Below are 12941 nucleotides of genomic sequence, written 5' to 3' on the forward strand. Positions count from 1 at the left end.
CGCAGCGAAGCGGGTCAAGGTGGAGCGCCAATGACGCGCGAAGCGCTCGATGGCGACGACCTTGACGCGCGCAGCGGAGACGGCCACCATCAAGCGGCAGGAAACGGGGAAACCCGCACCCGCAGGGGACCTCCCACACTCACAGGAAACGTGGCAACCCGCACCCGCAGGGGACCTCGGACCTTCCCCCTGAGTAGTGGACATCTCCCACACTCACAGGAAACGTGGCAACCCGCACCCAACAACAAACCCCCGCCACCCTCAGCCCCACCCACGGAGCCCCCACCCCGGACCCCATGCCCGCGCGGAATCCCGCACCTGCGTGGAAAGGGGCACACCCCAAGGGCAGGGGAGCCCAAGACCCCTTGCCAAAAGGCTCTCAGGCCCGGCGCCCTTCGGAAAGGCGGCGTTCGAGCCGCTCCTCGGTCGCGGCGAGGGCCTCGATGCGCTCCCGGACGGCCTGGAGCCGCTGTTCGTACAGGGCGACGGCCTCGGCGCAGTCGGGTTCGCGGGCCAGGTCGAGTTCGAGGCAGGACCGCAGTTCCTGGATGTCCTCTGAGGTCAGGCCCGACTCCAGGAGCAGCCGGATGTTGCGCACGCGCTCGACCGCTTCGGGCCCGTACTCCCGGTAGCCGTTGGCGGCCCGCTCCGAGGTGAGCAGGCCGCGCTGTTCGTAGTACCGCAGGGATCGTGCGCTGGCGCCGGTACGTCCGGCGAGTTCCCCGATGCGCATACCGCCTCCGCTTCCGTCGACGACTGCGCCCAGCCTAGGGAACTCCGCGGCCCCGGGTCAGGCCGCGTCGGCCTTGTGTTCCAAGGTCCCGGGCACGGCCGTGGGGAAGCGCCGGACGGAGAGCGCCATGGCGGTCAGGGCGAGCAGGCCGATCGCGGCGGCGGTCGCCGCCACCCCCGCTCCCCCGTACCCGGCGACGACGGCGCCGCCGACCGCGCCGGCCACCGCCGTCCCTACGTAGAGACCGCCGGTGTTCAGGGCGAGGGCCTCGGTGCCCGCGTCCCCGGCCAGTCCCAGCAGCCGTGCGCTCATGGGGGCCGCGAAGCCCCAGGCGGCGAAACCCCACAGGGCAAGCACGAACGCCAGGGCCCACACCGGGACGCTGCCCGCACCGAGGTATCCGAGCGCAGCCAGGACCAGGCTGGTCGCGACCATCCCCGCAAAGCTGACGAGGAGGATCCGGTCGGCGCCCCACCGGTCGGTGGCACGGCCGCACACGAGGGTTCCGACGGCGCCCGCGGCACCCACCACCGCGATCAGCGGGGCCAGGGCCACCCCTCCGGCGCCGGTGAGGTCCCGTGTGAGCGGAGCGATGTAGGTGTAGACCATGAAACCGGAGCTGGCGCCCATGACGGTGCCGGTCACGCAGGTCAGGATGGCCGGTCGGCCCAGCTGGCGCAGCTGCTGGCGGACCCCGGCCTCGGGGGCGCCGGGCAGGGCAGGCAGGCGCAGGGCCGACGCGGCGAGGACCGCCAAGGTGAACAGGGCCACGGCCACGAAGGCCGAACGCCACCCGAAGACGGAGCCGAGGAAAGCGCCGATCGGCACCCCCAGGAACAGAGAGACGGTCAGGCCGGCAGCGACCATGCCGACGGCGCGCCCGGTCCGTTCGGCGGGGGCCAGCCGGGCCGCCATGGAGAAGGCGGCGGGGGTGAGCACCGCGGCGATCAGCGCGGTGGCCACGCGCATCGCCATCAGGGTGGCGTAGGTGGGCGCGAGGGCAGTGACCAGGTTGGCGAACGCGAAGAGGGCGAGCCCGCTCAGGAGCAGGGTTCGGCGCGGGAACCGGGCGGTCGCCACGGCGAGCGGCGGGGCGGCCACCGCGTAGGTGAGGGAGAAGACCGTCACCAGCTGTCCGGCGGCGGCGACGCTGACGTCGAGTTCGTGGGCGATGGCGGGCAGGAGTCCCGCGATGACCAGGTCGTCGGTCCCGACCGCGAAGGCGGTCAGGGCCAGGCACACCAGCCATCCGGAACGGAGCGTGTGGGGTGACATGCCGGCACGCTAGAACCCTGACGCCGGTGTCAACGTCAAGCCCGGACTCGGGGCACCCGTGGGAGACCGGGGCGCGCGGGAACCCGGGGCGCTCCTGAGGAGGCGTCCGGGGCTCAGGTGACCAGGGCACCCAGGATGACGATGAGCATGATCGAACCGAGCACCACCGGCAACAGCCAGCGCTGTTTCCTGTTGTTGGTGAGCATGCTCATGACGTGCCCCGCTCCGGTGCTCGTTGGGATTCGCTACCCCAGGGTAGTCCCCAGGTCCGGGCGGTTCGGTAGCGGTCCTGCCTGCCGGGGCGGCTCTCCACCAGGTGGACGCGGTCGGCCCGCCAGCCGGTGGCCCCCACAGGCCCGAGTGCACGAAGGGCCTCGGTGAGGTCCCGGGGCGGCCGGGCCCGGGCCAGAGTGATGTGCGGCACGAACAGCCGTGACTCAACGGGCACCCCCGCGCTACGGGCTGCGTCGCGCACCGCGCCCGCGAGCTCGTGCAGCCCCTCCCCCGTCACCCCGCACCACAGCACCGAGGCCCGCTGCGCCCGGTTTGGAAAGGTGCCCCAGAGGTCCGCGGCAAGGTAGGGGGCGGGGTGCCCGCCGAGCGCGCGGCCCAACGCGGAGGTGAGTTCGGGCAGCCGGTCCTCGGGCACCTCGCCGAGAAAGGCAAGTGTGAGGTGCCACTCCTCCGGGCGGGTCCAGCGCAGGCCGGTGGCGCTGGGGCGGGCCGGACGGACCGCTTGCGCGAGTTCGTCGACGACCTCCTGCGGGGGCCACAACGCGACGAACAGACTCATGGCCCCTCCTCTCCGGTTCCGGCCCGCCGGCGGGTTGGCACTACCCCCGCGCGTCGGCGCCCTGCTGTTCGGCGTTCCGACCCGGTTGACCTGGGCGGTCGGGGGAATCCGCTTCCGCGGCTCCGGAGCCGGGCTCTTCCGCTGAACCGTACCGGGGCCGTTCAGGGCTTTCCGCCCGCTCAGTGTCCTCGGCCGCGGCTTCCTTCTCGGCTGCGGCTTCGCCCGAACCGGCCAGGAGGCGGCGGGGCAGCAGTTCGCGTACCCGCACCTTCTTGACCCGCATCAGCAGCACCGAGAGCACGCTGACCACCACGATGGTCACCACGCCGCCCACCATCAGGCTGGCCTGCGGGCCGAAGGCGTCAGCGATCAGGCCCACGACGGGCGCTCCGATCGGTGCCACCCCCATGAACACCAGCAGGAACATGCTCATCGCCCGGCCGCGCATCTGCGGGTCGACGCTGAGCTGGAAGGTGGCGTTGAGCGTGGTCACGAAGGTCATGAACAGCACACCCATCGGGACCAGGACCACGACGAACGCGATGTAGCCCGGCATCAGGCCGGCGACGAGCTGGGCGACGCCGAAGCCCATCGAACCGATGAGCACCAGGCGCAGCCTCGGATGGTCGCGCCGCGCGGCCAACAGCGCACCGGCCAACGCGCCGACCGCGAGCGCGGCCGCGGCCACTCCGAAGGCCTCGGCACCGGTCTCGTACACGTTGTTGACCATGAGGGCGATCTGGTTCTGCCCGTTGGCACCGAAGAACTGGACGGAGCCGGCCAGGATCAGTAGCAGGACGAGGTCGCGCCTGCCCCCGATGTACCGGAGGCCCTCCCGGATCTGGCCCTTGCCGCGCGGCATGGGTTCGGTGGGGTTGAGTTCGGCGGGCCGGATCATCATCAGGGCCACGATCGTGAAGGCGAAGGACAGCCCGTTGATCATGAAGACGGGGCCGCTGCCGATCAGGCCGATGAGCAGGCCGGCGATGGCGGGGCCCGTGACGCGGCCCAGCTGGAAGCTGGCGCTGTTCAGGGCGATCGCGTTGGGCAGCATGTCCCGGTCGACCATCTCCGGGACGAAGGCCTGCCGCCCCGGGTTGTCGAGCACGGTGATCATGCCCAGGCCGAAGGCGAACAGGTAGACGTGCCAGACCTCGGCGGCACCGAGTGTGGCCAGGATGCCCAGGCCGACGGCGAGCACACCCATGCTGGCCTGGGTGAAGATCAACAGCTTGCGCTTGCCGAACCGGTCCACCATGGCACCGCCCCAGAGCCCGAAGAAGAGCATGGGCAGGAACTGGAGCGCGGTGGTCATGCCCAGGGCGATACCGCTGCCGCCGCTGAGTTGGAGGACCAGCCAGTCCTGGGCGATGCGCTGCATCCAGGTGCCGGGGTTGGAGACCAGTTGTCCGAGCGCGTAGATCCGGTAGTTGCGGACCGACAGCGAACGGAACATCGCGATACGGCGCATCACTCACTCCCCGGACAGGAAGAGCATCGGAGAGTGACTGAAACGACCACCGGAGCGTGGATTCGGGAACCTAGAAGTAAACGGCGTTGACTCATCACTTGAGCCAACGCCGTTCACCGTGCCGTTCATTCCCCGCAACGGGAGACCGTGCCCCCGCGCCGGGGACGGGTCAGCCGATCAGGTCGTAGATCGGCGCTTCCGCGAAGTGGATCAGGAAGACGACCGAGATCAGCCACAGGAGCGGGTGGACCCGGCGGGCCCTGCCCGTGACCAGCATGACGAAGGCGTAGGCCAGCAGGCCGAAGCCGATACCGTTCGCGATCGAGTAGGTGAGGGGCATCATGATGATCGCCATGAAGGAACCCATGCCGATGGCCGGGTCCTTGAAGTCGATGTTGGTGACCTGGGTCATCATCATGAAGCCGACGATCACCAGCACCGGGGTGGCGGCTTCGAAGGGCACCAGCGTGACCAGCGGGGTGAAGAGTGTCGCGATCAGGAACATCGCGCCGGTGACGATCGGGGCGATACCCGTCCGGGCACCCTCACCGACGCCCGCCGCGGACTCCGCGTACAGGGTGGCGACCGAGGCGGAACCCAGACCACCCAGGATGGTGCCGAAGGAGTCGGCGACCAGGACCTCGCGGGTGCCCTCGATCTGACCGTTCTCGTCGGCCAGGCCGCCCTGGTGGGCGACGCCGACCATGGTGCCCATGGTGTCGAAGAAGTCGGCCAGCAGCAGCGTGAAGATCAGCATGACGACGGTGGCGACACCGACGTCGGACCAGCGGTCCAGGATGTTGAAGCCGCCGTCGGCGAACAACAGGAACAGCGAGACGTCGGGCACAGCGACCAGGTCGCCCACGCTCGTTGGCACGCTCGGGACGCTCAGCCCCCAGCCGAGGCCGTCCGCACCGTCGCCCAGAAGGGTCTCGACCACGATCGCGACGATGGTGGTGGCGACGATACCGATGAGCAGGGCGCCGCGGACGTTGCGCACATAGAGGGCGATGCTGAGCGCCAGACCGATGACGAAGATCAGGATCGGCCAGCCGTTGAGGCCGCCGTCCCCGAGCTGGACCGGCGTACCGTCGCCGGGCTGCACGAAGCCGGCGTTTACCAGGCCGATGAAGGCCAGGAACAGGCCCACGCCGACCGCGATCCCGATCTTGAGACCGGGCGGGACCGCGGCGAACACCGCGGCGCGGAAACCGGTCAGCACGAGGATGAGGAGGAGGACGCCTTCGATGATGATCAACAGGAAGACGTCGGACCAGCTCATCAGCGGTGCGATGGCGTAGGCCACGATCGCGTTCAGTCCCATGCCCGCCGCGATCGCGAAGGGGTACCGGCTGACCACACCCATGAGGACGCAGGAGAGCGCAGCGACCAGGGCGGTCATCGCGGCGACGCCCTCGATCCCCAGGGTCTCGCCGTTGACGTCCTCGGCGGTACCGATGATCAGCGGGTTGAGGACGACGATGTAGGCCATGGCGAAGAAGGTCGCCATGCCGCCGCGGACCTCCGTGCCCAGGGTGGATCCGCGTTCGGTGATCTTGAAGAAGCGGTCAAGGGAGCCCTTGGGGACTCTGTCCTGTTCCGATGTGTCTGAGGAGGGTGTTGGTGCGTTCACGTCGTCAGCCTGACCTGGTCGTGTTAAGGGACAACAAGGATTCTGGGCCACATTAGTTGCATCTTCGTACAACATCAGCCGCATGTTTCACATGGCTTTCGTAGCAAGCGCCATATGGTCGGATGATCCGCCGGTCGGGTGTGACCAACGCGTCCCCGTCCCGGGCCCGACCGAAGCGGCGGCTCTCCCGCTGTCCGGCCGGTACCGGATAGCCTGATTCCGTGCGTAAACCCCGCCAGCCAGACCCCGAAGTCCACGAGAGCGACTACCGCGTTCCGGCCGCCATCGGCACGGTCGGGTGGGCCATCGCGCTCCTGGTGCTGCTCGCCCTGGGAGACGGCCTGCCCGACACCGAGCGCTGGTGGATCGGCGTCTGTGTGACCGGGATCGCCCTCGGCGTCTTCGGTTTCCTGTTCATCCCCTACCTGTTCCGCAAACGCGACCAGGCGGGGGAACGGGCCTCCGAACGGGCCGCGAAGAAGTCCGACGCTTCCTGAGGCGAAGCTCCGGACCCGACAGGGCACGGCTCACCTGACCGATAATGGGCGGGTGTCTGAGACAGAATTCCCGCGCGGCCTCGCCGACCGCCTCCGCGGCATCCTCATCGGCGCCGACTACACGGTGTCCGGGGTCCGCGACCGGCTCGGCAACGCCGCGGCCAAAGCCCTGGCCCGCGAGCAGCTCGTGCCCGCCCTGCGTGCCACGGGCGGGGAGGAACACCTTGGACTGCTTCTGCGCCTGTGGTGGCTCCAAAGCCCCATCCCGGCCAGGGCCGCCCGTTCCATCCTGCCCGTCGAGGAACTCGCCGAAGCCGGCCTGGTCACCGTCGAAGAGGGCCGGGACGGCCCCGTGGTGCAAGCCCTCGTCCACCTCGGACCGTGGGAGCTCGAGGACGGCCGACCCGGTTTCGTCGTGTCCGACCCCAAGGTGCGCCCCGGCAGCGGTGGCGTCCCCGGCCACGACCACGTCGTGGGCGCGGGCGGTGCCTCCGCCAACCTCTCCCGCCTGATCGTCGAAGGACCCTTCGAACGCGCCCTCGACCTGGGCACGGGCTGCGGCGTCCAGGCCCTGCACCTGGCCTCCCGCGCCCGCGAGGTGGTCGCCACCGACCTCAACCCGCGCGCCGTGCACCTGGCCGGGATCAGCCTCGCGCTGTCCGGGGTCAAGGACGCCCGCCTGTCCCAGGGCTCCCTGTTCGAACCCGTCAAGGGCGAGCGCTTCGACCTGATCGTGTCCAACCCGCCGTTCGTGATCACCCCCGAGTCGGCCCGCTACACCTACCGCGAGTCCGACCTGCCCGGTGACAGCCTCTGTGCCGAACTGGTCCGCCAGGCGCCCGGCTATCTCACCGAGGGCGGCTGGGGGCAGTTCCTCGCCAACTGGACGCACACCGACAGCGACGACTGGGAGGACCGGGTCGGCGGCTGGATCACCGGCACCGGCTGCTCCGGCTGGGTGGTGCAGCGCGACGTCCAGGACCCCGCCGAGTACGTGGAGCTCTGGTTGCGCGACTCCTGCGAACACGGCACCCCCGAGTACACGAGGCGCTACGACGCCTGGCTGGACTACTTCGACCGCGAGGGCATCAAGGGCATCGGCTTCGGTTGGATCAGCCTGCGCAACGACGCCGCCCAGGACGCCACCGTCAAGGTGGAGGAGCTCCGGCACGAGGTCGAGCAGCCTGTCGGCCCCTATCTGCCCGACGTGGTGGACGGCGCGATGACCGCGCACCGCCTCACCGACGCCGCCCTACTCTCCACCCACGTGGCGCTCGCCCCGGGCGTGGTCGAGGAGCGCGTGTCCGTCCCGGGTGCGCCCGACCCCGAGAAGATCGTCCTGCGCCAGCGCGAGGGCCTCCGGCGCGTCGCACGCATCGGCACCGTCGAGGCCGCGCTCGCCAGCGTCTGCGACGGCACCATGCCGGTCGGCCCGCTCTTGGACGCCATCGCCGAACTGATGGGCGAGGATCCGGTCATGCTCCGCGAACGCACCCCCGAGGCCCTGCGCACCCTCATCTCCGAGGGTTTCTTCCGCGTCGCCCGCTAGGCGTCGCCCAGGCGCGGGCACAACCCGGCCGCAAGGGCGGGTCGGAATCTCCGTCGTTCACGACGGGGAGGACGTCAAGGGCTCGGGGAGTCCGTCTTGGCCGCCGGTGCACCCTCTCCGGTCAGCTCCTGGTCCCGCGCCGACCGGCCGGTCCCGCCCCGTTTGTAGAGGAAGCTGAAGACGCTCGCCGCGAACAGCACCGTCGCGGCGATGAGGAGGGTGGCCCGGTAGCCGTTGTCGAAGGCCTGGGTGGCTGCCTCCAGCAGGGGCACCGCAGCGCCGGGGTCCAGCTGGGCGGCGGCCGCGCGGGCCTCGTCCATGCCCTCGGCCGCCGTGTCGGGCGACTGTGCCGGCAGGGTGACGGTGCGGGCGTAGACGGCGGCCAGCAAGCTTCCGAGGACCGCGACACCGGTCAGGCTGCCCAGCTCGTAGGAGACCTCCTCCACCGAGGAGGCCATGCCCGCCCGGTGGGCCGGTGCGTTGCCCACGATGGCGGCGGAGGCCGCGGTCATCGCCGCGCCGGTACCCGCGCCGACGATCAGCAGTCCGGCGACCGTCCAGCCCAAGGGGGCGGAGGTCGACAACAGCACGCCGGCCGTTCCCAGTGCGGTGGCCAGCAGGCCCAGGACGATCACCGGTCGGGTGCCCACACGGAACAGCAGCGCACCGGCGGTTACGCCCACGGGCAGCGCGCCGAGCGCCATCGCCGCGACGGTCAGACCCGCCTGGAGCGGGGTGAACTCCAGCACCAGCTGCAGGCGCTGAGTGAGGACCAGCTGCACGCCGGCGATCGCGAACATCGCCATCCCTGCGGCGATGACACCGATGAGGATGCGCGGGTCACGGAAGAGCGTGAAGTCGATGAGCGGGTAGGTCTGACCGCGCTGGCGCCGCACGAACGACCAGAACCCGGCAACGGACGCCAGGAGGGCTACCGCGATCGCGGCCACCGACGGTTCCGGTCCGGTGACCTCCTTGATCGTGTAGACCACGCCCACCAGGCCCACCATGACCTGGGCGGAGGCCAGCAGGTCCCACGGCCGTTCGGAGCTTCCCGAACCCCCGGGCGCGACCAGGACGGCCAGGACCAGGGCGGCCAGCACGATCGGCACGTTGATGAGGAAGACCGAACCCCACCAGAAGAACTCCAGCAGCAGGCCGCCCACGATCGGCCCGATGGCGGCGCCGACCATCGCCATGGTTCCCCAGACCCCGATGGCGATCCCGCGTTCGCGCTCGTCCACGAAGGTGATGCGGATCAGTGACAGGGTCGCGGGCATCATCGCGGCGGCGCCCACCGCCAGGAAGACGCGCCCTGCGATGAGCATGGCCGGGTTCACGGCGTAGGCCGCGACCACTGAGGCGGCGCCGAACAGGACGAGGCCGATCAGGTACATCCGCTTGTGGCCGACGCGGTCGCCGAGCGTCCCCGCGCCCAGGAGGAGTCCCGCCATCACCAGGGGGTAGGCGTTGATGATCCAGAGCCGTTCCGAGGCGCTCGCCTGGAGCTCACTGCTCAGGGTCGGAAGTGCGGTGTAGAGGACCGTCATGTCCACCGCGATCAGCAGCAGACCGGCCGAGACGGCGACCAGTACGAGCCAGCGCCTGGCCTTGGAGACCGGCTGTTGCCCGGTCTCGATCGCGTCGTTCACGTCGCTCACGAGCCCTCCCCCTTGGTCCGCGGTGCCGTTCTGCCCTGCGGGCTGTCTTGCGGGCTGTCTTGCGGGACTGCTTCGCCTCGCGGTGCTGATGTGTCCGGTGGCGGAGCACCGGTCAGGCCGGTCACTCGTGCGAGCACGGCCCGTTCCACGTCCGGCGGTATCCGGCACCCGGCCGTGGACTTGTGCAGCCAGAGCCCGTCGGCGATCAGCCTGGCCAGAAACAGGTCCAGCCCGGCGGGTTCGGGGGAGCTCGGCGTGGGCGCCCACCTCTCCATGAGCTCGTTCCAGATCCGGGTGAGCTCGGGCTGGGAAACGGACTCCAGCATGAAGGCCAGGTCCGCCTGCCTCTTGCTCCCGCGCGCTATGACGCGGGCGTAGGCGGCGCCGCGCTCGGTCGGGTCGGCGTCGTCGTAGGGCTTGCCGAGTTCGGCGAGCAGGCGCTCTTCCCAGCCGTCCACGAGGTGCCGTTGGATCGCGAGGATCAGGTCCTCCCGGGTGCGGAAGTGGTAGAGCAGGCCGCCTTTGGTCAGCCCTGCCTCCTCGGCCGTCGACTCCAGGGTGAGCCCGGTGATGCCTTCGCGCTCGGTCACCCTTGTCGCGGCCTCCAGAATGAGGTGCCTCGAACTTGGTCGCATGGGAGTAACTGTACCTTCCGGAAGGTACAGTTACTGGGGTGGGTTGGCTCACCCCTACGTTCCGGTCGAGGCCGCCGATCCCCTGCCGCCCTCCACCACGGCGACGTCATTCCGAGCGCTCTCCAGAAGGCACGGGTAACGTTCTCGCCATGAGCCCCTCTCCCACGGCCCGCGTCTCCGAACTCGTCGTCCACCCCGTCAAGGGCTGTGCCGGTCTGCCGCTGCGCACAGCCGACCTCACCCCCGCCGGGATCGCCCACGACCGCTCGTTCATGGTGGTCGACGACTCCGGTGACTTCCGCAGCCAGCGCAAGGACCCCCGCATGGCGCGGATCGTTCCCGAGCTCGACGCGGACGGGTCCAGGCTCGTCCTGCACACCGGAGGGTTCTCACCGGTCAAGGTCGTCGTGGATCCCGAGGGCCGCCGCCTGGACGTGGCCGTGCACGGCCGACCCTTCGTGGGCGTCGACCAGGGTGACGAGGTCGCGGGGTGGCTGTCCGAGGTGCTCGGCGCGTCCAGCCGCCTGGTGCGGGTCCCCGAAGACCACCGGCGCGAGACCAGCGGGCTGACCCCCGGCACCGCCGGTTTCGCCGACGGCCACGCCGCCGTGGTGGGTTCGCTGTCCTCCCTGGACCTGCTCAACGAGCGCATCCTCGCCACCGGGGGCGAGGCCGTCCCGATGGCGCGGTTCCGACCCAACATCGTGGTGTCCGGCTGGCCCGAGCCGCACACCGAGGACCGGATCCGCCGGGTCCGCCTGGGCACCGCCGAGCTGGGTTACGCCAAAGTGTGCGTCCGCTGCGCGGTCACCACCGTCGACCAGGAGACCGGCGAGAAGCGCGGGCCCGAACCGCTGCGCTCCCTGGCCGGTTACCGCAGGACGGACGAGGGCGGGGTGGCGTTCTGCGCGAAGTTCGCCGTCACCGTCCCCGGCACCGTCTCCGTCGGCGACCCCCTGGACGTGACCGAGTGGGCCGAAGAACCGGACGAGGGACTGGGACCCCGACTGGCCGGAGCCCTGCACTCTCGGTGAGCCCGTTGCCTGCCGGGGCGGGGGTGCCACCCCGGGGCGGGAGGAAGCCCCGCGCGGGTGGGGGTTTGCTGTCGGGTGCGGGTAGCCCCGTTTCCCGCCGCCCGATGGTGGCCGTCTCCGCTGCGCGCCTCAAGGTCGTCGCCATCGAGCGCTTCGCGCATCATTGGCGCTCCACCTTGACCCGCTTCGCTACGACGGCGGGTCGGCGGCAGTCAGAAAACGGGGGGCCTGTGGTCGGGGCCCGAAAGGGGTCCCAAAGGGGCCCTTCGGGCCCCGGGCCTACAGCCCGGTGGGCCGGGCTTTGCCCGGTCCGGGCCGGCCGGCCCCGGCCCTCCGGCCGCGGCCGGCCGGATTCCTGCCCGTCCGCCTGGCTTCATCGGCCAGCGCGTCGCAATCCAGTGGCCAGCCAGCGACGAAGTGCCCGAGCAGGCTAGGCGCATGGTCGAGCGCGTCCCACCGGGCTTTCGGTCGGGGGTGGGCCCCCTTCTCGAAGATGATCTTGCTACCAGTAGCAATTTCGGCGCCGAAGTTGCTACTGGTAGCAAGATCATCGGGGATGAACCGGTTTCGGACGCAGCGGACACCACTAGCGGGCCAGTTTCGGACACCAGGACCGCACCGGGGCGCCCGCTACCCCCACTCGGAGGCCCCGGGGCGGTGAACCCCCCTCTCAGAAGCACACTCGGCGCCCAAAATGCTTCCAGCAGGGGGGGGTCGATGCCCTGGAAACCACACCCGCCTATACCCGGCCGGGCCACCGGCGTCACACACCCGGCAGCACCACCGGCCCGACCCGCCACCGAGCCGACAGACCGGTGGGACGCGCCCGGCCATCCAGGCACCTGATCGGGCCCTTCGTCGCCGACCGGCCACTGGATTGCGACGCGCCTGCCGACACAGCCAGACGGAAGGGCAGGAATCCGGCCGGCCAGGGCCGGACCGGGCGAAGCCCGGCCCTCCGGGCCGTAGGCCCGGGGCAGTTCCCGGCCGAAGGCCGGAGTGCCTGCCGCCCCGACCACACGCCCCCCGTTTTCTGACTGCCGCCGACCCGCCGTCGCAGCGAAGCGGGTCAAGGTGGAGCGCCAATGACGCGCGAAGCGCTCGATGGCGACGACCTTGACGCGCGCAGCGGAGACGGCCACCATCAAGCGGCAGGAAACGGGGCAACCCGGAACCCGCAGGAAACCCCCGCACAGAGGAAACCCCAGCTCACGATGCACCGGCTGCTCCTGGCCGCGGTCTGGGTAACCAAACCCCTGTGTCAGCAGGCTCTAAGAGCTGCCGCCCGGTGCGACGAACGTGCCGCGCTGCGGCAGAGTCACCACCCAGCCTTCCTCCCGCAGTACCGCAATGGCCCGTCGCGCGGTCTCCCGAGCGACCCCGTGTTCAGCGACCAGCTTCGACTCGGAGGGCAGTGGGTCACGCGGCTTGAGAACCCCGGCCTTGATCTGTTCGCGAAGCTGGTCAGCTACCTGGGCGTACAGGGGTGTGGGATCGAAACGGTCAACATGCATATCTCAGACGTTAGGCATGTGCGATACGCCTTGCATATGGCATACGTAGTAGACGACCTAGACAAGATAGACGTATAGTGAGTGCTTGAACCGAACATGAAAGCGGCCCGGCGGCGCTACCAACACCCCGGGCCCGGTCCACCTGG

The 12941-nt window shown here is 70.3% G+C and carries 11 protein-coding genes; 4 read left to right on the top strand and 7 right to left on the bottom strand.

Going from position 1 to position 12941, the window contains the following annotated elements:
- Positions 1–379: 379 nt before the first annotated feature.
- The 5 genes from ACYVDG_RS27310 to ACYVDG_RS27330 all read right to left on the bottom strand — a co-directional run bounded on the left by ACYVDG_RS27310 (position 380) and on the right by ACYVDG_RS27330 (position 5905).
- Positions 380–733: a MerR family transcriptional regulator gene (locus tag ACYVDG_RS27310; protein ID WP_460760085.1), complete on the bottom strand. Its 354-nt coding sequence runs from the start codon at positions 731–733 to the stop codon at positions 380–382.
- Positions 734–790: 57 nt separating this feature from the next.
- Positions 791–2008, bottom strand: a complete 1218-nt coding sequence (locus ACYVDG_RS27315; RefSeq protein WP_460760088.1) for an MFS transporter — start codon at positions 2006–2008, stop codon at positions 791–793.
- 208 nt (positions 2009–2216) lie between these two features.
- A complete protein-coding gene (thpR, locus tag ACYVDG_RS27320; RefSeq protein ID WP_460760091.1) occupies positions 2217–2801 on the bottom strand; it encodes an RNA 2',3'-cyclic phosphodiesterase in 585 nt (194 codons plus the stop codon).
- Positions 2802–2841: 40 nt separating this feature from the next.
- Positions 2842–4272: an MFS transporter gene (locus tag ACYVDG_RS27325; protein ID WP_460760094.1), complete on the bottom strand. Its 1431-nt coding sequence runs from the start codon at positions 4270–4272 to the stop codon at positions 2842–2844.
- A 169-nt stretch (positions 4273–4441) separates the two neighbouring features.
- Positions 4442–5905, bottom strand: coding sequence for an NCS2 family permease (locus ACYVDG_RS27330; protein ID WP_460760098.1), 1464 nt, complete (start codon positions 5903–5905; stop codon positions 4442–4444).
- Between the two features lie 221 nt (positions 5906–6126).
- On the opposite strand from ACYVDG_RS27330, the gene ACYVDG_RS27335 reads away from it, so the two are divergent.
- The gene (locus ACYVDG_RS27335; RefSeq protein WP_460760101.1) at positions 6127–6402 is read left to right on the top strand and encodes a DUF2530 domain-containing protein; all 276 of its coding nucleotides are present in this window, start codon (positions 6127–6129) and stop codon (positions 6400–6402) included.
- Positions 6403–6454: 52 nt separating this feature from the next.
- Positions 6455–7951 carry a DUF7059 domain-containing protein gene (locus ACYVDG_RS27340; RefSeq protein ID WP_460760106.1) on the top strand — a complete coding sequence of 499 codons (1497 nt, stop codon included), beginning with the start codon at positions 6455–6457 and terminating at the stop codon, positions 7949–7951.
- Positions 7952–8025: 74 nt separating this feature from the next.
- Here ACYVDG_RS27340 and ACYVDG_RS27345 read toward each other — a convergent pair whose 3' ends face one another.
- Together ACYVDG_RS27345 and ACYVDG_RS27350 are read right to left on the bottom strand one after the other, a co-directional pair.
- Positions 8026–9612 (bottom strand): MFS transporter, encoded by a 1587-nt coding sequence (locus ACYVDG_RS27345; RefSeq protein ID WP_460760110.1) that lies wholly within the window; start codon positions 9610–9612, stop codon positions 8026–8028.
- Positions 9609–10247 (bottom strand): TetR/AcrR family transcriptional regulator, encoded by a 639-nt coding sequence (locus ACYVDG_RS27350; protein WP_460760113.1) that lies wholly within the window; start codon positions 10245–10247, stop codon positions 9609–9611. Before ACYVDG_RS27350 ends, ACYVDG_RS27345 begins: the two co-directional genes overlap by 4 nt.
- Before the next feature lie 149 nt (positions 10248–10396).
- Here ACYVDG_RS27350 and ACYVDG_RS27355 point away from each other — a divergent pair, with 149 nt between their 5' ends.
- Positions 10397–11281, top strand: a complete 885-nt coding sequence (locus tag ACYVDG_RS27355; RefSeq protein WP_460760118.1) for an MOSC domain-containing protein — start codon at positions 10397–10399, stop codon at positions 11279–11281.
- A 1085-nt stretch (positions 11282–12366) separates the two neighbouring features.
- Positions 12367–12873: a hypothetical protein gene (locus ACYVDG_RS27360; protein WP_460760122.1), complete on the top strand. Its 507-nt coding sequence runs from the start codon at positions 12367–12369 to the stop codon at positions 12871–12873.
- Positions 12874–12941: the final 68 nt, after the last annotated feature.

The sequence above is a fragment of the Nocardiopsis oceani genome (assembly GCF_054777395.1).